Source organism: Sphingomonas sp. KR3-1 (genome assembly GCF_040049295.1).
Taxonomy (GTDB): domain Bacteria; phylum Pseudomonadota; class Alphaproteobacteria; order Sphingomonadales; family Sphingomonadaceae; genus Sphingomonas.
The window spans coordinates 2,253,131-2,272,047 of the sequence record NZ_JBDZDQ010000001.1 but is presented as its reverse complement, the minus strand read 5'-3'; the positions used below and the strand labels follow the sequence as shown (position 1 = coordinate 2,272,047).

The 18,917-nt window shown below is 69.2% G+C and carries 25 protein-coding genes; 5 read left to right on the top strand and 20 right to left on the bottom strand.

The annotated features are described in order from the left end of the window. Positions 1-11: 11 nt before the first annotated feature. Together ABLE38_RS11200 and ABLE38_RS11195 are read right to left on the bottom strand one after the other, a co-directional pair. Positions 12-380, bottom strand: a complete 369-nt coding sequence (locus ABLE38_RS11200; protein ID WP_348974220.1) for a hypothetical protein — start codon at positions 378-380, stop codon at positions 12-14. Between the two features lie 73 nt (positions 381-453). Next, positions 454-1,017, bottom strand: coding sequence for a helix-turn-helix transcriptional regulator (locus ABLE38_RS11195; protein ID WP_348974219.1), 564 nt, complete (start codon positions 1,015-1,017; stop codon positions 454-456). Positions 1,018-1,111: 94 nt separating this feature from the next. On the opposite strand from ABLE38_RS11195, the gene ABLE38_RS11190 reads away from it, so the two are divergent. From ABLE38_RS11190 to dapF, 3 genes are all read left to right on the top strand, one after another. Next, positions 1,112-1,558, top strand: a complete 447-nt coding sequence (locus tag ABLE38_RS11190; RefSeq protein WP_348974218.1) for a DUF6456 domain-containing protein — start codon at positions 1,112-1,114, stop codon at positions 1,556-1,558. Positions 1,559-1,789: 231 nt separating this feature from the next. Further along, a complete protein-coding gene (locus ABLE38_RS11185; RefSeq protein WP_348974217.1) occupies positions 1,790-2,464 on the top strand; it encodes a glutathione S-transferase family protein in 675 nt (224 codons plus the stop codon). A 32-nt stretch (positions 2,465-2,496) separates the two neighbouring features. Further along, the gene (gene dapF / locus ABLE38_RS11180; RefSeq protein ID WP_348974216.1) at positions 2,497-3,432 is read left to right on the top strand and encodes a diaminopimelate epimerase; all 936 of its coding nucleotides are present in this window, start codon (positions 2,497-2,499) and stop codon (positions 3,430-3,432) included. A 10-nt stretch (positions 3,433-3,442) separates the two neighbouring features. Here the strand turns inward: dapF and ABLE38_RS11175 are convergent, their stop codons facing one another. Both ABLE38_RS11175 and ABLE38_RS11170 read right to left on the bottom strand, forming a co-directional pair. Then, positions 3,443-3,907 (bottom strand): SRPBCC family protein, encoded by a 465-nt coding sequence (locus ABLE38_RS11175; RefSeq protein WP_348974215.1) that lies wholly within the window; start codon positions 3,905-3,907, stop codon positions 3,443-3,445. After that, entirely contained in the window at positions 3,904-5,226 is a 1,323-nt protein-coding gene (locus ABLE38_RS11170; protein ID WP_348974214.1) for a dihydroorotase, read from the bottom strand. The genes ABLE38_RS11175 and ABLE38_RS11170 overlap by 4 nt, the downstream gene beginning before the upstream one ends. 46 nt (positions 5,227-5,272) lie before the next feature. On the opposite strand from ABLE38_RS11170, the gene ABLE38_RS11165 reads away from it, so the two are divergent. Further along, positions 5,273-6,007: a folate-binding protein gene (locus tag ABLE38_RS11165; RefSeq protein WP_348974213.1), complete on the top strand. Its 735-nt coding sequence runs from the start codon at positions 5,273-5,275 to the stop codon at positions 6,005-6,007. A 9-nt stretch (positions 6,008-6,016) separates the two neighbouring features. On the opposite strand, the gene ABLE38_RS11160 is transcribed toward ABLE38_RS11165, so the two are convergent. The 8 genes from ABLE38_RS11160 to ABLE38_RS11125 form a co-directional block, all read right to left on the bottom strand. Then, positions 6,017-6,643 (bottom strand): hypothetical protein, encoded by a 627-nt coding sequence (locus tag ABLE38_RS11160; protein ID WP_348974212.1) that lies wholly within the window; start codon positions 6,641-6,643, stop codon positions 6,017-6,019. Beyond that, positions 6,640-6,819, bottom strand: coding sequence for a hypothetical protein (locus ABLE38_RS11155; protein ID WP_348974211.1), 180 nt, complete (start codon positions 6,817-6,819; stop codon positions 6,640-6,642). Before ABLE38_RS11155 ends, ABLE38_RS11160 begins: the two co-directional genes overlap by 4 nt. A gap of 274 nt (positions 6,820-7,093) precedes the next feature. Further along, on the bottom strand, positions 7,094-8,230 hold the full coding sequence (locus ABLE38_RS11150; protein ID WP_348974210.1) for an OmpA family protein: 1,137 nt from the start codon (positions 8,228-8,230) through the stop codon (positions 7,094-7,096). A gap of 101 nt (positions 8,231-8,331) precedes the next feature. Continuing rightward, positions 8,332-8,838 (bottom strand): DUF2793 domain-containing protein, encoded by a 507-nt coding sequence (locus tag ABLE38_RS11145; protein ID WP_348974209.1) that lies wholly within the window; start codon positions 8,836-8,838, stop codon positions 8,332-8,334. An 11-nt stretch (positions 8,839-8,849) separates the two neighbouring features. Beyond that, positions 8,850-10,988, bottom strand: a complete 2,139-nt coding sequence (locus ABLE38_RS11140) for a phage tail protein (RefSeq protein ID WP_348974208.1) — start codon at positions 10,986-10,988, stop codon at positions 8,850-8,852. Positions 10,989-10,990: 2 nt separating this feature from the next. Continuing rightward, positions 10,991-11,371 carry a peptidoglycan endopeptidase gene (locus tag ABLE38_RS11135; RefSeq protein ID WP_348974207.1) on the bottom strand — a complete coding sequence of 127 codons (381 nt, stop codon included), beginning with the start codon at positions 11,369-11,371 and terminating at the stop codon, positions 10,991-10,993. Then, complete coding sequence (locus ABLE38_RS11130; RefSeq protein WP_348974206.1) at positions 11,368-12,171, bottom strand: DUF2163 domain-containing protein; 804 nt, start codon at positions 12,169-12,171, stop codon at positions 11,368-11,370. Before ABLE38_RS11130 ends, ABLE38_RS11135 begins: the two co-directional genes overlap by 4 nt. After that, on the bottom strand, positions 12,168-14,390 hold the full coding sequence (locus ABLE38_RS11125) for a DUF2460 domain-containing protein (RefSeq protein ID WP_348974205.1): 2,223 nt from the start codon (positions 14,388-14,390) through the stop codon (positions 12,168-12,170). The genes ABLE38_RS11130 and ABLE38_RS11125 overlap by 4 nt, the downstream gene beginning before the upstream one ends. A gap of 84 nt (positions 14,391-14,474) precedes the next feature. Between ABLE38_RS11125 and ABLE38_RS11120 the strand changes: the two genes are divergently transcribed. Further along, positions 14,475-14,783, top strand: coding sequence for a hypothetical protein (locus ABLE38_RS11120; protein ID WP_348974204.1), 309 nt, complete (start codon positions 14,475-14,477; stop codon positions 14,781-14,783). Positions 14,784-15,163: 380 nt separating this feature from the next. Here ABLE38_RS11120 and ABLE38_RS11115 read toward each other — a convergent pair whose 3' ends face one another. From ABLE38_RS11115 to ABLE38_RS11080, 8 genes are all read right to left on the bottom strand, one after another. After that, positions 15,164-16,285, bottom strand: coding sequence for a hypothetical protein (locus ABLE38_RS11115; protein WP_348974203.1), 1,122 nt, complete (start codon positions 16,283-16,285; stop codon positions 15,164-15,166). An 85-nt stretch (positions 16,286-16,370) separates the two neighbouring features. Then, entirely contained in the window at positions 16,371-16,958 is a 588-nt protein-coding gene (locus tag ABLE38_RS11110) for a tail tape measure protein (protein ID WP_348974202.1), read from the bottom strand. After that, positions 16,951-17,145 (bottom strand): phage tail assembly chaperone, encoded by a 195-nt coding sequence (locus tag ABLE38_RS11105; RefSeq protein WP_348974201.1) that lies wholly within the window; start codon positions 17,143-17,145, stop codon positions 16,951-16,953. The genes ABLE38_RS11110 and ABLE38_RS11105 overlap by 8 nt, the downstream gene beginning before the upstream one ends. Further along, a complete protein-coding gene (locus ABLE38_RS11100; RefSeq protein ID WP_348974200.1) occupies positions 17,142-17,453 on the bottom strand; it encodes a gene transfer agent family protein in 312 nt (103 codons plus the stop codon). The genes ABLE38_RS11105 and ABLE38_RS11100 overlap by 4 nt, the downstream gene beginning before the upstream one ends. Then, positions 17,450-17,857 (bottom strand): phage major tail protein, TP901-1 family, encoded by a 408-nt coding sequence (locus ABLE38_RS11095; RefSeq protein ID WP_348974199.1) that lies wholly within the window; start codon positions 17,855-17,857, stop codon positions 17,450-17,452. Before ABLE38_RS11095 ends, ABLE38_RS11100 begins: the two co-directional genes overlap by 4 nt. A 12-nt stretch (positions 17,858-17,869) precedes the next feature. Beyond that, positions 17,870-18,259: a DUF3168 domain-containing protein gene (locus tag ABLE38_RS11090; protein ID WP_348974198.1), complete on the bottom strand. Its 390-nt coding sequence runs from the start codon at positions 18,257-18,259 to the stop codon at positions 17,870-17,872. Beyond that, complete coding sequence (locus tag ABLE38_RS11085; protein ID WP_348974197.1) at positions 18,256-18,399, bottom strand: hypothetical protein; 144 nt, start codon at positions 18,397-18,399, stop codon at positions 18,256-18,258. The genes ABLE38_RS11090 and ABLE38_RS11085 overlap by 4 nt, the downstream gene beginning before the upstream one ends. Continuing rightward, positions 18,396-18,878 (bottom strand): head-tail connector protein, encoded by a 483-nt coding sequence (locus ABLE38_RS11080; RefSeq protein WP_348974196.1) that lies wholly within the window; start codon positions 18,876-18,878, stop codon positions 18,396-18,398. Before ABLE38_RS11080 ends, ABLE38_RS11085 begins: the two co-directional genes overlap by 4 nt. Positions 18,879-18,917 lie beyond the last annotated feature (39 nt).

Here is an 18,917-nt window from a genome sequence, read left to right as displayed (position 1 = left end):
CCCGCACGCGGTCAGTTCGCCGTGAAGACCGGTGCGCCGGCCGCGCTGTACTTCACCGTGACGAACGAATTGTCGCAGACGTTGATCGCCGTCCAAACCGCGTTGCTGTTGTCGGCGAAGTTGAGCTTCACGTCGTACTTGCAGCCGCTGCCCTTGTCGAAATGCACGGTCATCCGCCCGCCGGGCTTCACCACCGTGTCTTCCTTCTTGAATTCGGGATCGACCTTGTTGGGCTGCCAGGTGGTGGTGCCCGTCGGCGCGATCTCGACCGTCTTGATCGCCTTGCCGCTGCTGTTGATCAGCACGAAATCCCAATCGTCCGCCATCGCGGGTGCCGCGATCACGAGTGCGGCAGCCGCCGCCAGCCCCAGTTTCAGCATGCTGTACCCCTCCTGCTTTTGACCGGAGAGTGCGCCTGTCCGCGGCGCTCCGCAAGGTGATTCAGAAGGGGTTTCAGAGCGCGCGGACGAGGCGGATCGCCACCGCGATCCAGGGCGGATCGGCCACGACCTGCTGGCGCGCGCCGGCACCGAGCGGAAGCAGGTGCAGCCGGTCGCCCTCGCGCCCGATCAGCCGTCCGAACAGGAAGCGCCCAGCCGGGCGCGGCACCAGCACGTCGCGGTTGAGCGCCCCCGCATAGCCTTCGGACGCGAGGGTGCGGCACCAGATCTCGTCCCCGGCGCGATAGTCGCCGATCCCGGCCGTTACGGCGAGTGCGACCAGCCCGGGCTCGGCGTGCGGCGGCACCACCGTGGCAGTCCTGCGTGGGGCCTGCGCTCCGCTGCCGTCGAGCAGCGCCGCCACGGGAATCTCCGGCCGCTCGGGCAGCTTCACCAGATCGGCCGAGTCGACGCCGAGCGCGGCGGCGATCCGGTTGAGCCAGCCGACCGAAACCGTGCGCGTGCCCATCTCGAGCCGGCCGATCGTCTGCGCGGTGGTGGGCGGCTCGCAGCGCGCGGCCACTTCCTCGAGCGTCAGCCCCTTGGCGCGGCGCACCTCGCGGATGGCAGTGATCATCGATCGCACCTTCAATAACCAAATCGGTTTCCTCCTTTCCTACAATCGTGCCCTCATGGCAAGGCTTGCGAATCGGAACAAAAGGAGATCGATGATGCGTGAGCTGATCGAACGGACGATTGAAGAGCGCGGCGCGCGGCGCCGCGTCACGGTGAACCAGGCCGAATCGCCGATGGCCTGGCTGGCGGCGCGGGGCCATGTCAGCCTGCGCCAGCTCGAGGCGGGCGAGCGGCTGCGCGCCGACTATGAGATGGCGGCGCTCGGGCCGCGAGTGACGATGCGCTGGGATGCGATGCCGGTGGCGCGCGGCACTGCGCCCGAGCGGCTCGACCCGACGCTCGCGCAGCTCGCGGCGCGGCGCCGCTTCGACGGGGCGACGGCGGCGGCCGGGCCGGGCCTGACCGACATATTGTGGCGCGTGGTCTGCGCCGGCGAGGGGCTGGGCCCGGCGGAAAAGGCGCTGGGCTGGCCGAGCCGGGCAGGCAAGCTGGTGCTGTGCTTCGCGCTCGACCGGGTCGCGGACTTTTACGGGTTGAAATGAAGCAGCGCTGGTAAAGCCCGCCTTCACCCTGTCTCCGCCAAAACGGGTCATCCGCGATTCGACACCGGGTGCGTCTTGATCCAGAATGGAGGTGCGCCGCAGCACGATAAAAGGCCGCAGCAGCGTCCGGCGCGGGAAACCTCCACGCCAGGGAACGCACCTGCCGCGCAGAAGCCGGTTGCTCATTGCAACCGATCGGATAGCCTATGCCAAAGCCGAGGAGAGGTTGGCATGATCGTGTTTGGTTCGACGCTTTCGCCCTATGTGCGCAAGGTCATGGTGTTCGGCGCCGAAAAAGGGCTGGAGCTGGAATTGCAGGCTGCCGGCATGGGCCGCGGCGGGCCGGAATTCATGGCTGCCAGCCCGTTCGGCAAGATGCCCGGGTTCAAGGATGGCGACTTCCTGATCTCGGACAGCTCGGCGATCGTCGCCTATCTCGATGCCAAATATCCCGAGCCGAGCCTGATCCCCGCCGAGCCGCGCGCCCGGGCACGGACGATCTGGTTCGACGAGCTCGCGGACACGCTGATGATGGCTGCGGGCGGCGCGATCTTCGGGCAGCGCTTCGTGCGCCCGCGCGTGCTCAAGATGGAGTGCGACCATGCCGCCGCCGACGCCGCCGAGCGGGACCTGATGCCGCCGATCCTGGCCTATCTGGAAGGCGCCATCCCGGAGAGCGGTTTCCTGGTCGATGACCGGCTGACGCTGGCCGACATCGCCGTGGCGAGCCCGCTCGCGACGCTCGGCTGCATCGGCGTGACGGTGGATCCCGCCACCTATCCGCGGCTCGCCGACTGGGTGGCGAAAATGCATGCGCGACCGAGCTTCGCGGCGATCATCACCCGCGACAAGGCGATGGTCGATGCGATGGGCGGCCCGGTGCCGCGCGAGGCAGTCGCCGGCTAGCCAGCGGGCCGCGGGAGCCCTAGAGGGGCGGCATGCGGCTCGCCTTCATCAAGTGCCATGGCTCGGGGAACGACTTCCCGCTGATCGATGCGCGTGCGCTCGACCTGTCCGATGCGGACTGGGCGGGCGTTGCGCGCGCACTCGCCGACCGCGACGGGCCGGTGGGCGGCGACGGGCTGTTGCTGCTCACCGCCGGCAACGAGACGCACGCATTCGGCATGCGCATGTTCAATTCGGACGGTTCGGAAGCCGAGACCTGCCTCAACGGGCTGCGCTGCGTCGCACGGCTGGGGTTCGAGCTGCTCGGGATCGATACGGCGCGGGTGCGGCTGAAGACGAGCGGCGCCGAGGTGGCGCGCGCCGCGCCGCTGGCGCCCGGCGTGGTGACGATCCGCGAGACCGCCGGCCCGGCCTCGACGCGCACCGGCGATGTCGGGCTGCGCGTTGCCGCCGAGAAGGTGATCGACGAACCGATCCCGGGCCTGCCGAGCACGCGCAGCTTCACCGCGGTCGCGATCCCCAACCCGCATCTGGTGACGTTCGTGGACAAGGTCGACGAAGCCGAGCTGGTCGCGCTCGGCGACTGGTGCGAAGCGGGACCGGCGCTGATCCCGGCGCGCGCGAACGTCTCCTTCGTCGAGCTGCGCGGCAAGGACCTGTTCGTGCGCACCTATGAGCGCGGCGTCGGCCTGACCGACAGTTGCGGCAGCGCGATGGCCTCCTCGGTCTATGCCGCCGGCCGCACCGGGCGCATCCCCTTCGGCACCGCGATGAAGGTATTCAACAGGGGCGGGCTGGTGATCGGCGAGGCCGATGCCGCAGGGATGGTCACCCTCCACGGCAACGCGACCTTCCTCTACGACGCGACGATCGAGGTCGATCCGGCCGCGGCGACCGCCGAGCCGCCGCTGGTCCATGCCCGGCGCGAGGACGAAGCCGCCGCCTGGGCCGCCGCGATACCGGCCTGACTGTCCCGCCCTACCCGCCGACGAACGCCGCGAGATTGGCGAGCGACGACTTCAGCCCGGCCAGATGATCCTGCTTGCGGATGCCCTGGGGCACGTCCTCGCAGGTGATCGCGACGCGGGTGCCGCCCTCGGCCGGCTCCAGGCTCCAGCTCATCCGCATCGTGCCGGCAAAGGCCGGATCCTCCGACTCGAACACCGCCGTCTGGACGATGCCCCTGCCCGGGTTGAGCGCGACGAAGCGCGTCTCGACGACATCGCTATGCTCGCCGGTCTTGCCCGGGGTGTCGTCGGCATAATGGAGCGCCATCCGGTAGCCGCCGCCCGGCCGCGCATCGAACGCCAGCATCTCGCCGGTCATCCCCTCGGGGGGCAACCAGCGTATCAGCGCCTCGGGATCGATGAAGGCGCGATAGACACGGCTGGCCGGCGCCTTGATCAGCCGCGAAGCACGATCGGTACGCGAGACCGTCCTCACCCGAACTCGACCGCCTCGAAGCGGATCGGCTGGCCGACCGCCCGGTTGGCGAGCTCGGCCTCCCACATCACCCGGTTGCCGCGTACGATCGTGCCGACGGGCTTGCCGGTGAGCTGCATGTCGGTGAACGGCGACCAGCCGCAGCGCGAGGCGAGCCAGCTCTCCTCCACCGTCCAGCGCGCCTTCAGGTCGACCACGGTGAAATCCGCGTCATAGCCGACGGCGATGCGGCCCTTGCCGACGATGCCGAAGATCCGCTGCGGCCCCGCGCTGGTCAGGTCGATCACGCGCTGCAGCGTCGTCCGCCCCTCGGCGACATGGTTGAGCATCAGCGGCAGCAGCGTCTGCACGCCGGGCATGCCGCTGGGGCTGTCGGGATAGGGCTTTGCCTTTTCCTCGCGCGTATGCGGCGCGTGATCCGAGCCGAGCACATCGGGCACGCCCTGGTTGAGCCAGTGCCACAGCCCGGCGCGGTGCGCGCCCGAGCGGATCGGCGGGTTCATCTGCGCGAAGGTGCCGATCGTCGGATAGGCCTCTTCGCCCGCCAGCGTCAGGTGTTGCGGGGTGACTTCGCAGGTAGCGATGTCCTTGTTCTGGCCGAGCAGCTCGAGTTCCGCCGGCGTCGTCACATGGAGGACATGGATGCGCCGCCGCGCCGCGCGCGCCAGGCCAAGGATGCGTCGCGTCGCCAGCATCGCGCTCTCGTCGTCGCGCCACACCGGATGGCTCGAGGGGTCGCCGGGCACGCGCTCGCCGAGGCGATCCTGCATGCGGAACTCGTCCTCGGCATGGATCGCGACGCGGCGATGGCCCGAGGCGAGCACGCGTGCAAGATTGGCATCGTCGGAGACGAGCAGGTCGCCGGTCGAGGCGCCCATGAAGATCTTGATGCCCGCGGTGCCCGGCAGCCGCTCGAGCTCGGCGAGATGCTCGGCATTGTTGTTGGTCGCGCCGACATAAAAGGCGTGGTCGCACCACATCCGGTCCTTGGCGCGCGCGAGCTTGTCCTGCACCGCCTCGGCCGAATCGGTATTGGGCTTGGTGTTGGGCATCTCGAACACCGCGGTGACACCGCCGAGCACCGCCGCGCGCGCGCCGCTCTCCAGGTCTTCCTTGGCCTCGAGCCCCGGCTCGCGGAAATGCACCTGGCTGTCGATCACCCCGGGCAGCACGTCGAGCCCGGTGCAGTCGATCGTCTCGCCCGCATCCAGCACCCCGCCGATCGCGACGATGCGGCCGTTCGACACGCCGATATCGGCTTCCACCGGACCGGAGGGCAGATGCACGCGCCCGCCCTTGAGCTTCAGATCGACATTCATGTTCGCGCCTCTTCCGTCGCCCCCGCCCACCCCCTACCTGTTCGGAATGACCGATACCAGTATTGGCGTTTCCGGCACCTGGCTGGACGACCGCGCCCTGATCCGCATCGCCGGCGACGATGTCCGCGGCTTCCTGCAGGGGCTGGTGACGCAGGACATGGCGACCGTCGCGCCCGATACGCCGCAATGGGCCGCGCTGCTCACCCCGCAGGGCAAGGCGCTGTTCGATTTTCTGCTCTGGGCGGAAGGCGACGCAATCCTGGTCGAGTGCGAGGCGGCGCAGCGGGAGGCGCTGGCGCGGCGGCTGGGCATCTACCGGCTGCGGCGCGCAATCACGATCGAGCCGGCGGAAGGCGGCGTGCACTGGGCGCGCGAGTCCGCGCAGGGCGTGCCCGACCCGCGCCTCGCCGCGCTCGGCCATCGCTGGCTCGGCCTCGCGTCAGGCGAAGCGGCAACCGGATGGCGGGAGCATCGCCTGCGTCTGGGCGTCACCGAAGGCGTCGAGGAGCTGGGCCAGGACAAGACGCTGTGGCTTGAATGCAACGCTGCCGAACTGAATGGAGTCAGTTTCGCCAAGGGCTGTTATGTCGGCCAGGAGAACACGGCGCGCATGCATTATCGCGCCAAGGTCAACCGCCGGCTGGTGGTCGCGCCGCTCGGCGAAGCGGGCGAGCGCACCCGTGCGAGCTATCCGGAACTCGGCCTGATGGTGGAGCTCCGCCGCGTCGAGGCGCTGGGCGATGCGCTGATTCCGGAGTGGCTGGGGTCGGCAGTCGAATGAGATGGCCGGTCAGCGCACCGCCACATGTGGGCCCGAGGGCTGACGCGGATGAAAGAGCCCCTTGATGCAATCGTCATTGCGCACCGCAATCTGTACGTGGCTTTTCTTGCTGATCCCGCTCCCAGGATAGAGATGCCCGCCCTCGGTGAACATGCCCCGCACCGTGTCGAACGGTTCAATAAGTCGCGCCTCCGGCGGCTGGTCGTCGAGGATGCTGTGCAGGTGGCGCAAGACTGCGCAATCCAGGTATCGTAACACGCGATCCGCGTCGGGCTGGCCTTTCACGCTCTTGTTTTCCGGCATCGGCAGTCCAGCGCGCTCTTGCAGTCGCTGAAACGATGTATAGGCGGCCTCTACGAGGCGAAGATCCTCGCGTGACACAAGGTCCAGGCAGTGCCGAAGGTCGATAACTGCCCCGACAACAGCAGGGCGTGCATATTCGCCGCGTTCGACTTTCCACTGCGCCCACTCGAAAGCGCGTGTTGGGTCTGATTCCCAGAAATAAGCGCCTGGCCCGAGCCAATCATAGTCGCGTTTGCTCTGAAGCAGCGAAATATCGCCGCTGACCGCCTCAATAGCGGTTTCATGGTCGCACCCATGATATCCCAATACAAATGACGTAGCGAGCCGGCTCAAGCGGCGACGGCAGCCTTTTTGCGCTTGCCGCCGAATTCGGCGCTGAGCTTGCCCTTCTCGGTGTAGATGCCTTCGCGGATCAGAGTCGCACGTGCTGCAGCCTTGGACTTAAGCCCGCGATTCGTCTGCTCCTCAAGAAGCCTGAGAATCTCCGCATTTCGCTGCGCATGGGTCATCGATGCCATCCTTGCCGACATACTATTATAACGCACGCAACATCCAACGGCTGCAAAACAATACGCTTTAACGAGTACGTTGCCTGGATGCAGCAGAATCCCAAGCGATGCAATGCATCGCCGCGCGCGTACGGCATCAATCTCAGCCGGCGATCCGGTGAGCCGAAATGCAACCCGGTAGCTTTGGCGACGCAAACCAGACTGCGCCCGCAAAGAAAAAGGGAGGCCGGTTTCCCGACCTCCCCAATTCTCAGTCCTTCCGGACGGGTCTGGCTTAGTAGCCCGAACCCGGACCGTAGGTGACTTCCACGCGGCGGTTCTGCAGCTCGCGAACACCGTCGGCGGTTTCGACGCGCGGCTTGCTCTCACCGAAGGCTTCGGTCGAGATCGCACCGGCACCGATGCCACGCGAGGTCAGGTAAGCCTTCACCGAGTCGGCACGACGCTGCGAGAGGCCAACGTTGTAGCTGGCCGAGCCCGAGCGGTCGGCGTGGCCGGCAAGCATCACCTGCGCGTTACCGCAGTTCTGATAGTTGCTGATGGCGTTGTCGAGGATGCTCGCGGCTTCCGGCGTGATGTCCGACTTATCCCAGTCGAAGAACACGATGTACGGTCCCGGGGTGCAGACGACGGTCGGCGTCGGAGTCGGCTCCGGAGTCGGCGTCCAGGTCGGGGTCGGGGTGACCTCGGGGGTCGGGGTCGGCGTGGGAGCCGGCGCCGGTGCACCGAAGTTGAAGATCAGGCCGCCCATGATCGAGTGCGAGCGGTAACGACCTTCCCACTGACGACCCGAGATGTCGGTCAGCTTCACATTGTCGGCGTTGAAGAAGCGATACTTCAGCGAGACGTCGACCGAGTCCGACAGCGGCGCACGAATGCCCGCAATCGCCTGCCATGCGAAGACCGTGTCCGAATCGTCCACGGTGTCCGAGAAGGTGTTCAGCGCGATCTTTTCCTTGACGCGCGCAACGCCGACGCCGCCGCCGACAAAGCCCTGAACGCCATTGTCGTCACCGAAGTCGAGCAGGCCGTTGACCATGAAGCTCAGCGCCGACGAACGGCCACCGGCATAGTCATACGGGCGAGCCGGAGCATTCAGCGCCAGGCCGGCCGCATTGCGGTACGGCAGCGAGACTGCAGTGGTCAGGCTGGTCACCGACGACTGGCGATAGCCAACCTCGGCTTCCGCACGGAACGGACCGAAGTCGTAACCGACCACGGCGTCAGCATCCCAACCGCCCTTGTTGTGATCAACGTTCACCGCCTGCGTGGCGGTACCAACGTCGAACTTGATGTCTTCGACCAGCATGGCGCCGCCTTCGACACCCACATACCACGCGTCATCGCGGGCGAGGGCGGGCGTGCTCAGCGCGGTGGTCGCAAGTGCCAGAGTAACGGCAAGCTTCCGCATCATAATCCCCTTTCAAGTTGTCACTACGGACAGCAAAAAACTCAGTACCGAAACGAAAGTTTCTGCGCAAGCGCACAAATCCGGGCACTGTTGCATGAACGTCACAGTCCGCCGTGTTCGATCAGACCATGCACGCGCATGGCAACGAGCACCGCAGAAATTGCGGCTCTCGCTTCCGCATCAACCACCGTGCCGCCAACAGGTTCCGCAATCGCGGCACCGCGCGGACCGATAATCTGATCGCCGTCCACCAGCACCCGTCCATGCAGTTCGCCACTGCGCCAGCCGCCGCTTGCGAAAAGTGCGAATCCGGTCGCCTCGCCGAGCCACAGGCGCATGCCTTCGCGCGGCACAAGGAACCGCCATCCCCCTTCGGTCCAGCCGGCGACTTCCCGGGCGTGGCCGGTCCACTCGCCTTCGGGCGCATCGCCGATGATCCAGCATTGGCCGAGCTCGGGATCCTCGGGCGGCACGTCGATGCCGGCTGCCTCGGCCGCGGCCTGGGTCAGCAGGTCGAGCCGAAGGATCGCTTCGTTATGGTGCATTTCCTTCTGCGCCTGCCCGGCGGCAAGCAGCGGCAGGGCGAATCGGTCGGTCGTCTCGATCATGCGTCTTCCCTTCACTCCAGCATCAGCGTTGCGGCGGGTGACAGGCCGGCGGCGCCGAGCTGGCGCACCGCGATCCCGAGCGGGCCCGAGCGGATCGCGGCACTCAGCGTGGCCTCCGCCGCTGCCGTATCCGCCGTCCAGCCGGAGCCGGCTTCCGGCAAGACCGCGATTCGATAGCGCTCCCCGCCCGGCTCGGGCGCGACATCGACGGCATCGCGCCAATCCCAGTCGGAGCGGCTGCGGCGAATCCATCGCACTTGCACGCCGCCATCGGGAAGCGGTCTCGCATTGACGTGCACCGGCGCGAGCGGGAGCAGCGATATCCCGCTGAGCGCCGCCTGCGCCTCGGCGGCTGCCCCGGCATCGCCGGCTCCTTCGGCCAGCACCTGCGCGACGCCTCCGATCGAAGCGGCGGGCAGATCCACCAGCAGCAATGCGTCGGCGTCGACCAGCACGAAACGATCGCCGGGCTGCTGGCTGCCGATGAAGCGCTCGGTTCCGCGCCGCCCGCGCCATAGTCCGGACAGCCGCCAGCGCGCCCCGCCGAGCGATTGTGCATCCGCGAACTGGATCAGCTCGTCGCCAAGCATTGCCAGGTTGGCCCCGCGGTCGCGCGCGGCGATATCGGCAGGGTCGAGCTGCATTGCAGCGTGCGCGAGCACGATCTCCACGCTGTTCCTGCGATCCTCGATCCAGGGTGAAGCCGAGCCGGGCGGCACAGTCACCGTGCCGAGCACCGCGACGCCACGGGTGCCGCCGATACCCTGCCAGGCGGCGCCATTGTCGGTGCTGAGCAGCAATGCCGCGCGGCGCCAGCCCGGCGCGGTGCCCGCCGCCGCCACCGCGAGCCGCGGCAGCGTCGAGGCGCTGTCGTCGATCGGCGGCAGCTCGAAGGCGTGCACCAGCGTGCGCCCGATCGCAGTGTCGTCGGCGGCGCGCGCGCGGCCGCTGCTGGCCGCGATCGGCGCGACTTCGCGCGCCAGCGCCACGCAATCGAACGTCACCGTCATGTTTTCGAGCTTCCAGGCATCGACGCGCCAGACGCCCGGCGTTCCCGCGATCCGGACGCGCGCGCCCGGCTGGATCGCAAGCGCGTCCCAGCCCAGCGCCACCGTCTGCCGCATCCGCTCGGTATCGGCGCGCAGCAGCGCCGCCTCCGCCAGCGTTCGCGCCGCGCCGGCGTCGATTGCCGCGGGCAGCTCGATCTGTGCCTCGCGCAGCCCGACGCCCTGGCGCCCGGCGCGCTGCACGCCGATCTGATAGTCGCGCGCCGGGTCGTAGTGGCTGAGCGTCAGCGTCTGCGGCACGCCGGTCGCCGCCGCGATCGCCCGGTTGGCGCGGCCTTGCCCGCCGGTGCCTGCGTCGGCGACTACAACCGCCTCGCCCGCGCCGCAGCGCAGTGCCGGCCCCTCGCCGAACCAGCCGCCCGCCGCATCGGCCAGCGCGCCGGCGACGGCCGCCAGGCTCGATCCCTGCGCCGCGAACCCCGCCAGCGCGACGCTGGCATCGCTCTGCGCCACCGCCCCCAGCGCCAGGGCGATATCGCCCGCCGCCACCGGCGCGGCATCGGCCTCCACTTCGAAGGTCAGCGATGGGATTCTATTGCCCCAGGGGCCCAGTTCGAGGTCCTCGAACACCGCATAGGCGATGCCGCGATGCGCCGGCGCCTGCCCTGCTCCCTCCGCCGCCACGATCAGCGGGTCGGCCGGCTGGTCCTCGCTGCCGAGGTACAGCCGGAAGCCGGTGCGCGCCTTGAAATCCCCCGCCGCGCCGCGCAGCAGCTGCCCGTCCGCCCAGATCCGCCCGACGCCCAGGATCGGCCGCGCCGAAAGCGCCACCGCCAGGCTCGCGCTGTAGCTGTAGGTCGTCGTGCTCGCCTGGCCCTTGCCGCCCGATTCGCGCGTGCGGTGCTCGGCCAGGTCGGTCGCCCAGATCACCGATCCCGCGACGCGCATCGTGCCGAACAGCTTGGGGATCTGCGTGCCGTAGGACGAGGTCTGCAGCTTGAGGTCGCTGAGCCGCGGCCCTTCGCGCCCCTTGGGTTTGAACAGGATATTATGGTCGATATAGTTGCCGACCATCGAGCCGATCGCCGCGCCCACCGGGCCGCCCACGATCCCGCCGGCCACGGTGAGCACCACGGTTGCCATTTTTACTCCTCCCTTCGTCGCCAGCGGCCGATCACCGGCCAGGGCAGCGGATCGGGCCGCTCGACCACGCGGCGCAGCATCGCGTCCGCATGGATCAGCCCGCTGCCGCTATCGATGCCGAGATGCAGCTGCCCGGGCCCGCTCGCGAGCAGCACCAGGTCGCCCGCGCGCCGCCCCTCGCCCGCGGCCAGCCCCGCGGCTTCCGCCGCGACGCGCACCCGCGCGATATCGAGGCTGCGCATCGCATAGCCGCCAGGCACCGCCACGCCGTGCGCCCATCCCGCCAGCCCGACACAGTCGAGCCCGCCCTCCAGCGTGCGCCCCCGCGCCCGGAAGCGCACCCCGATCGCCGCCCGCGCCCGGGCGACCACCGCCGCGCTCATCCGCCCGGATAGCGGGTCAGCAGGTCGATCCCCGGCAGATAGGGCTCCCCGCGAAAATTGAGCGCGTTGCCGAAGCGGCCCGCACAGGTCGCCAGCGTCCGGTCGCAGCCCTCGATCAGCAGCACCCGTCCCGGCGCATCGACCGGCGGCGGCCGGCGCAGCGTCACGGTCGCGCCGTCGGAGCTGAGGATCGCCCCCTCCAGCCCCGAATTCGCCCCGCCGATCCAGCGCAGCCGCCCCTGGCCGTAGCAATTGGCCGCGGGCTCGGCGGCATCGAGCGTCAGCAGCGTATCGGCGATCGCCGTCACCACCGCGAACCGCCGCCGCCCCGCCATCGCCACCCGGCAGCGCTTGTCGCCCAGATCGGCACGGCATTCGGGCGAGGTCGCCTCGACCACCGGCCGCTCGAGTGCCGCCATCGCCCCGCGCAGCTCGGCGGTGAGCATGCCGCTCCTGGTCTCGACCGCGCCGATCGTCCCCTCGCCCAGCGCCACCTGCGACCCCGGATCGGTCCAGTCGCACGCGAAGATCGCCACCCGCGCGCCGTCCCAGCGGCCGGCAAGCAGGTCCGCCTCGCCGATCGCCGCGCTGGTCAGCGCGCCGGTCACGTCCATGCTCGCCGGATCGAGCCCCGCCCCGCGCGTGATCGCGCTCGGCAGCATCCCCGGCGCCGCGTGGTGGACCAGCCCGTCCCAGACGATATCCCGGTCATGCGCGGTCAGCCCGATCGTCACGCCGTCGCGCCGCTCGATCCGCCAGCACAGCGCCAGCGTCGTGAGCTCCCCCTCCAGCCAGCTCATTCGCGGATCTCGACCAGCGGCACCGAGGCGAGCGCCCCGGCCAGGAAGGTCGCGCGGCTCACCCGCAGCCGGTCCTCGGCGAAGCGCACCGGCACGTCGAACCCGAAGCTCGCACAGACGATCGCGTCCGCCGCCGGCGCCAGCCCGAGCGTCACCACCCCGCCTTCGCCCAGCGTGAAATCCTCGGTCCCCGCCCCGTCGATCGTGACCTGCACCGTCGCGGCGACCGGCCGGGTGATCCGCCGCACCACCTCGCCATAGCGCCGCACCAGCTGGAAGCTTGCCGTGCTGCCGTCGCCCACCCCGATCCATTCGTCGATCGCGACGCAGTCGAACGGGTCGCACAGCCGGAAGCCCCGCGCCGGCCCCATCCGCGCCCGAAAGAAGCCGAGCAGCTCGGCAATGTCCGCCTCGGAGCGGATGCCGGGGCCGACATCATAGCTGGTCCGCGCCTCGGCCCATTCGGCGTTGCGCTTCTCCTGCCCGCCCGCACTGGTCACGATCGATGTCGAGACCTCCGGCGCCACTTCCGCCTCGCGCCCCAGCGCGATCGGGAACAGCACGTCATCGAACGCGTCCATCGCTTCCTCCCCCGAATTTCGAACCTCGAAATGCACGAAGCCGTCGCGCAGTATCTGGGGCAGCGCCCAGACGAAGACCTGCGCCACCCCGCGCCGCCGTGCCCGCATCGCCGCCGCCTCGACATGGGCCCATTGCCGACGATCCTCGGGCCTCAGCACGAAGCCGGCGAGATACTGCTGGTCCGCCGCCGGATAGCCGAGCCGCGCCTCGATCGCCGCGATCCCGCGCGCGCTCGCCGCATCCTGGCCCGCCGCCGCCCAGGCATAATCCTCGAGCTGGAGCACATCGAAGGCCGGCGCCGCCCAGCCGACCGGCAGGTTCGCCGCCGGGCTCGCCAGCGCGGTCGGCGCATAGACGAGCAGCAGCACCTGCGCCTCCGCATCCACCGCCCGCACCGCATCGCGCAGCGCCAGCGTCGACCCCGCGAGCAGCGCCCCCGCCGCCGCCGGCACATCGCCCGCCCCCGCCAGCGCCGCCTCGGCCGCGGCATCGTGGATGCACAGGCCGCCGTCGGGCAGGGTCCACCACCAGGGCTCGCCGATCTGGAAGCGCACGCGGTGCCCGGCATCGCGGGCGATCCCGGCGAATTCGCGCGCCACCGCGCGCAGATAGGCCATCGCCCCGTCCTGCGCGGGCGAGAGCAGCGTCGAGGGCGGATCCCAGCCGGTCAGCGCCGGCGATCCGTCTGCCGCGCGCTGCTTCCAGTCGCCCCAGACATGCTGGTCGAGCAGCTCATAGGAAAGCGACAGGATCAGGTCATAGTCCAGCGCCTTGGCGCGCCGCGCGAGATCGGCGTGCCAGGCCCGGCACGCGACGTTCAGCGCGGTCGCGCCCAGGCCGACATAGTGGCCACCCGAATGCGCCTCGAGCCGGAAATAATGGCTCATCCCGACATAATGGAGCAGCGGCCCGCGCCAGCCGAGCTGGACGATGTTGCGCAGCAGCCGCTCGGGCGTCAGGTGGTAGTTGTCGTCATAGCCGTTGGCGATGCGCAGCCCGTGCTCGGGGACGATCACGTCGCCCACCGCCAGCACCGAGCCCGATCCCGTGCAGGCGATCTCGCTGAGCGCGACCCAGCCCTCGGCCGGCGCCGCGAGATCGGCATCGGCGCCGCTATAGTCCGGCGCGACCAGCGACACGAACATCCGGTCGACATCGCCCGCCCACACCGGATCCGCCTCGTCCGGCAGCAGGAAGCCGCCCTGCACCGTCGCGAAGTCGATCGACACCCGCGCGTCCTCGGCCGTCCCCTCGGCATAGTTCCACAGCCGCACATACCAGGCGCGCGGCATGCCCGCGGCATCGCGTCCCTCGATCGTCAGCACCGGGCCGTTGACTGCATCGAGCGGCTTCACCCCCGCCGAGCGCCAGCGAAAGTCGAGCCGGCAGGTGCGGAAATCGCGCGCGGTCTCGTAGTGCAGCAGCGCATGATCGTGCCGGTCCTCGGCGTCCCAGATCAGCCCGGCCAGATCGTCCTGGCGATAGAAGACCGCATCCACCCGCAGCGCATCGGGCGCCGTCGTGGTCACCGCCGCCATCATCGGCCGCGGGAAATTGACCGTCCAGAACGCGGGATCGAAGCGCGAGAGCACGCCTTCGGCCTGCCCGCGGCGCGCATCGGCAAGCCACCAGCCCATGTTGATCCTCCTGAATTCGTGATCCCGGCGGCACCGGCGGTGCCGGCATTTTACAATTGGCGCGGGTGCCGACACACCGCCGGCATGCACTCCGGCACGCTGTCGATCGGGGGAATCATCTCCCTGATAGGGTTCATGATCTGCTGGTTGGTGGTCGTCCGGCTGAGCGAGCGTATCCGTGCGCTGGCGACGGCACGGCATCCGCTGTCCTTTCCCGCGGTCGAAAAAATCACGCGCACCCGCCCTGGCCGGGGCTCCGGCGCCAGGGCGTTCCATCCTCTGCGGCAGGATCCGGAAATCGGCCCGCTCGTTCGAAGGATGGATCTGGTCAGGATGCTGGCCTTCATCGCCGTGCTGTCCTTCATCGTCGCCGCGTTCGTGCCGGGCCGATGATCGCGCGCTCGATCTGCCTGCGGCGTGCATCGAAGCGCCAACGGGCGATGTTGATCTTCGAGGTTGAGGCAGGGCGGTACCGAGGCTGCCGAAATCAGCCGACAAATCGAGCCGTATTGGTCCCTGGATCAGGCAGCCGGCGCTACGCCCCGCCAAGATGACCAGGCCGGAAAAGCAGAGCGGCGCCGAACCGCTAAGGTTCGACGCCGCTCTGCTTTTCCGATGGGAGACGGTCTAGAACGCAGACCCGCCGTCACCACGGCAGATGGAAAACACGGTCATGATCGTCTCCTTTACTGGGCCGATGATACCGCCGGCCCATTAATCAACCCTTAGCGGGATTGACCCGTTCCACAAAGCAAAAACGCGAAAAAAAGTGGTTACTTCTTCCCGTTAGCCGTGCGCTGGCGCTTCCAGAAGAGCATAATGCCCTGCTGCGGCAACACGATATTCGAAATTCGCCACTGCTTCGTCGAGTTGCCTGTGCTGATCTGGGTCAACGTACCCGGATGGATACCTCGAGCCTGTATGTGGAGGTTCAAGGCAGTGTTATCAACCACCGTGAGCGACAGGGATCGGCATATCTGGAGCGAGCGGAACACCTCGGTGTCCTCCAGCTCCTTGACCATCGTGTAGCTCGCGCTGATGGCAACGGACTCCCCGGGCTCGATGGAACGGTCGCCGAAGCTCGCGCGGCCCTGGATGTTGCCATCGTCGGCCAGGGCGGCCTGCAGCTGGTCGTTCGCCGTCTCCAACGCCTCTTTGGGCACGTCCGTACCGTTCACGACGAAGCGGTGGACGCGGACCAGCTGCTTCAGATCCGGAATCTGCGGATTGGGGAGCAGCATAGCCAGCGGCGCATCCGCCCGCCCGGCATCGCCATGCAATGTCGAGACGTTGGTCGTCTCGGACGAAAGCAACACGTCCACCTTTATGAACTTCTCTTTCGGGTAACCCGGCGCCGGCTCCGCTTCGACTTCGCTGAACGTGTAGCTCACATCCAGATGGTCGCGGATCAGGGAGCGTTCGAGGATCTGCTGCTTGACTGCATCCAGCAGCGCCACGGGATGATCGCGGTTGAACATCCCGTGGAACACGCTCATCCCGAGTTCGCGGGTCTTTGCCGTCAGCAGCTCGTCGAATTCCCTCCGGCTGCGCGATTCAACCGTCAGGGTGATCAGGATCGAGATGACTACCGCCGCACTTAGCGAGCGAAGCAGGTCACCGAAAATCGTCGGATACGTAAGCGCGCTTTCCCTATGCCCTTGAACGTCGAAGGCAAGCACCGCCGCGCGACAAGCATCGGGCAGCTTGTCACATTGTTCCAGCAGGTGCGTCAGCTCCGGGTATCGCGCCGGCATCAGTTGCACGACGGTGCCGAGAAGGAAGCCGCCGATGCCCATCAGCAACCACAAGACATGCGCGCGGGTAATCGGCGCACGAGACCGCCGAAACCAGTCGCGTGCGCTTTCGGTATCGCTGTCTTTCTTTTCCTTGCTCATGCCGACACCGTGCATAGTTGTTCCGGCTGCACAACGGCTGGGTCCGACTTTCTGAACCACTCTGGCGCAATCGCCGCAGATGGCCTCACTCCACCGCCACCAGCGCCGCTTTCACTGCCCGCGCCACCTGCCGGCTCGATTGCGCCAGCGCCCGCGGCGCGGTGTCCGCCGCGGCGTTCACCGTGATCGCCACGCGTACCTCGCGCGCGCCGCCGGCAACCGGTGCCGCCACGCTGCCCGCGCTCGTCGGCACGAACAGCTCGGGCCCGCGCTCGCCCACCATATAGGGGCGCCCGGGGCTCACCGGGCCGCCGGTCGCGCGGCCGGGCGATCCGAACAGCGACAGCGCCAGGCTGCTCAGCGAGGCGAGCAGGCCGCCGCTGCCCGATCCGCCCCCACCACCGCCGCCGCCGAACGAAGCGATTCCGTCGCGCAGCGCCGATCGCGCGATCTCGTCCAGCGCGCTCAATGCGACGCGCTTCAGGTCGTCGAAGCCGAACTTGCCGGTGCGCACCGCGCGCAGCAGTGCATTCTCGATCGCCCGTCCGGCGCGCTCGGCACCGGCGCCCAGCGGCCCTTCCAGCCCCTGGCGCATCTCCTCGACATCGCGGGCAAAGGCGCGCGTATCGGCGCGCACGCTCACCACCAGCCGCTCGATCTCTTCCTCATCCATCGGGAAATTGCTCCTTGAGCCTTGCGAAGGTGTCCGCGTCGGGCGGCAGTTCCGCCTCGCCGCGGATCGCGTCGAGCAGCGCGCCGAGCTCGGCCGGGGTCGCCGCCCAGAAGGCGCCGGGCGCCCAGCCGAACATCACGCCCGCCGCGCCGGCCAGCCGCCGCGCATTGTCGGCGAACAGGATCATCGCCCGGCCAGGATCTGCCCGATCAGCACGCGCAGCGCCGGGGTGATCGCCTTGAGCCCGGCCGCGACCAGCGCCTCGCCGAACGCCGCCCGGTCGAGCGCCGGCGCCTCCTTCAGGCAATGCCAGAACAGCGCGGCGATCTCCGCGATGCCGAGCTTGCCGGATGCGGCGCGCTCGACCAGCGCGAACAGCGGGCCCAGCTCGGCCTCCGCCGCCACCAGCGCCTCGAAGCTCGGCCGCAGCACATGCGGGATGCCGTCCAGCACCAGCGCCGCCTCGCCCCGTTCCGGGTTCGCCGCGCCGCTCATGCCGACACCACCGGGCCGGAGCTCTCCAGGCTCAGCGTGTAGCTGCGCTCGCCGTTGAAATCGCCGGCATAGTCGAGCCGCGTGACCAGGAAGCGCCCGGTCACCGTCTCGCCGCTCTCGAAGCTCAGCCGGTAGTCGTCGAGCACGCCGGCGAGCGCGTTGCTCTTCAGCCGCGCCTCCGCCGCCGATCCGGTGAACACGCCGGCGCCGGAGACGCTCACCGAGCGCACCCCCGCCCCCGACAGCAGCTCGCGCCAGCCGCCGGAGTCCTTGGTGGTGATCGCCACCATCTCGCCATTGACGCTCATCTGCGTCGTTCGCAGCCCCGCCACGGTGGCGTACACCACCGGCGCCGCGCCGTTCCCCACCTTGAGCAGGAACGCGCTGCCCTTTTCCGCTGCCATCTCGCTCTCTCCTCAAAGCTCGCTGCGGAGCATCCGCACGCGAAATTCGCTCGTCGCCGTCCAGCGGCCCTCGCCCTCGCGGGCGATGCGGCTGCGCAGCAGCACCAGGCTGGCGATCGCCCAGCCCTCGCCGATCGCCCGCGGCATCGCCTCGATCGCCGCCTCGACCTCGCCGCAGAGCGCACGCAGCCGCGCCGGCCGCTCGCCTGCGTCGAACAGGGTGACGGCGAACCGCCCCTCGCGCCCGGCCATGTCCTTGGTGCCCCAGTCCGCCAGCCACGCCTCCTCGACCAGCGCATATGGGCGCGCGGCGCGCACCGGCGGCGCGTCGAACACCGCGGTCACCGCGAGCCCGGCCAGCGCCTCGACCAGCGCCGCCTGCAGCACTTCCTGCACGCTCATCTGAGCAGCCCTCCGATCCAGCGCAGCCGTTCGCGCAGACCCCGCCCCTCGATCACCACGCCGTCGGCGCGCTCCTCGACCCGCGCATCGGGCACCACCGCGCGCACCGCATCGGCGACGCGCCGTATCACGTCCCTCATGCCGCGAGCCGCGTGCGGCGCCACGGCCGCCACAGCGCGCTCACCGCCGCCGGCGGCGCCGCGCCGGCCTCGCGGTGGTCGAACAGATGCGCGACGAGCAGCACCACGCCCGTCGCGATCGGCGGCGGCAGCTCGCCCCAGCCCGCCGCCGCCCCCGCGCGATAGTCGACGGTCACCCGCCCCCGCGCGCGCACCCAGCCCATGCCCTGGGCGTCGATGTCGATCACCACGTCGATCCCCGCGTCGATCGACTGCACCGGCGCCGCGGTCAGCGCCGTCCAGCGACCCTTGCTCTCGACCGTCTCGACGAAATCCCGCGCGATCAGCGCGCTCCCGGTGAACCGCTCGGCCAGCGCCAGCGCGCTCGCCGCCAGCCCCTCGATCAGCGCATCCTCGCCGTCCCCCGCGATGCGCAGATGCGCCTTCACGGCCTCGCGCGCGGCCTCGATCGCCGCGCCCGGAAAAGGCGGAAACTCCATGTCGCCCTCCGCATGAAAAGAGTTGGGGCCGCCCTCCCC

Coding starts and splice junctions, on each gene's coding strand:
- ABLE38_RS11115 (WP_348974203.1), bottom strand. CDS start 16,285: ATGAGCAAGGAAAAGAAAGACAGCGATACCGAAAGCGCACGCGACTGG.
- ABLE38_RS11125 (WP_348974205.1), bottom strand. CDS start 14,390: ATGGGCTGGTGGCTTGCCGATGCGCGCCGCGGGCAGGCCGAAGGCGTG.
- ABLE38_RS11090 (WP_348974198.1), bottom strand. CDS start 18,259: ATGAGCGTGCAGGAAGTGCTGCAGGCGGCGCTGGTCGAGGCGCTGGCC.
- ABLE38_RS11120 (WP_348974204.1), top strand. CDS start 14,475: ATGCACTCCGGCACGCTGTCGATCGGGGGAATCATCTCCCTGATAGGG.
- ABLE38_RS11085 (WP_348974197.1), bottom strand. CDS start 18,399: ATGAGGGACGTGATACGGCGCGTCGCCGATGCGGTGCGCGCGGTGGTG.
- ABLE38_RS11100 (WP_348974200.1), bottom strand. CDS start 17,453: ATGAGCGGCGCGGCGAACCCGGAACGGGGCGAGGCGGCGCTGGTGCTG.
- ABLE38_RS11145 (WP_348974209.1), bottom strand. CDS start 8,838: ATGATCGAGACGACCGACCGATTCGCCCTGCCGCTGCTTGCCGCCGGG.
- ABLE38_RS11165 (WP_348974213.1), top strand. CDS start 5,273: ATGACCGATACCAGTATTGGCGTTTCCGGCACCTGGCTGGACGACCGC.
- dapF (WP_348974216.1), top strand. CDS start 2,497: ATGCGGCTCGCCTTCATCAAGTGCCATGGCTCGGGGAACGACTTCCCG.
- ABLE38_RS11200 (WP_348974220.1), bottom strand. CDS start 380: ATGCTGAAACTGGGGCTGGCGGCGGCTGCCGCACTCGTGATCGCGGCA.
- ABLE38_RS11140 (WP_348974208.1), bottom strand. CDS start 10,988: ATGGCAACCGTGGTGCTCACCGTGGCCGGCGGGATCGTGGGCGGCCCG.
- ABLE38_RS11170 (WP_348974214.1), bottom strand. CDS start 5,226: ATGAATGTCGATCTGAAGCTCAAGGGCGGGCGCGTGCATCTGCCCTCC.
- ABLE38_RS11155 (WP_348974211.1), bottom strand. CDS start 6,819: ATGACCCATGCGCAGCGAAATGCGGAGATTCTCAGGCTTCTTGAGGAG.
- ABLE38_RS11080 (WP_348974196.1), bottom strand. CDS start 18,878: ATGGAGTTTCCGCCTTTTCCGGGCGCGGCGATCGAGGCCGCGCGCGAG.
- ABLE38_RS11110 (WP_348974202.1), bottom strand. CDS start 16,958: ATGGATGAGGAAGAGATCGAGCGGCTGGTGGTGAGCGTGCGCGCCGAT.
- ABLE38_RS11135 (WP_348974207.1), bottom strand. CDS start 11,371: ATGAGCGCGGCGGTGGTCGCCCGGGCGCGGGCGGCGATCGGGGTGCGC.
- ABLE38_RS11130 (WP_348974206.1), bottom strand. CDS start 12,171: ATGAGCTGGCTGGAGGGGGAGCTCACGACGCTGGCGCTGTGCTGGCGG.
- ABLE38_RS11185 (WP_348974217.1), top strand. CDS start 1,790: ATGATCGTGTTTGGTTCGACGCTTTCGCCCTATGTGCGCAAGGTCATG.
- ABLE38_RS11190 (WP_348974218.1), top strand. CDS start 1,112: ATGCGTGAGCTGATCGAACGGACGATTGAAGAGCGCGGCGCGCGGCGC.
- ABLE38_RS11195 (WP_348974219.1), bottom strand. CDS start 1,017: ATGATCACTGCCATCCGCGAGGTGCGCCGCGCCAAGGGGCTGACGCTC.
- ABLE38_RS11150 (WP_348974210.1), bottom strand. CDS start 8,230: ATGCGGAAGCTTGCCGTTACTCTGGCACTTGCGACCACCGCGCTGAGC.
- ABLE38_RS11105 (WP_348974201.1), bottom strand. CDS start 17,145: ATGATCCTGTTCGCCGACAATGCGCGGCGGCTGGCCGGCGCGGCGGGC.
- ABLE38_RS11095 (WP_348974199.1), bottom strand. CDS start 17,857: ATGGCAGCGGAAAAGGGCAGCGCGTTCCTGCTCAAGGTGGGGAACGGC.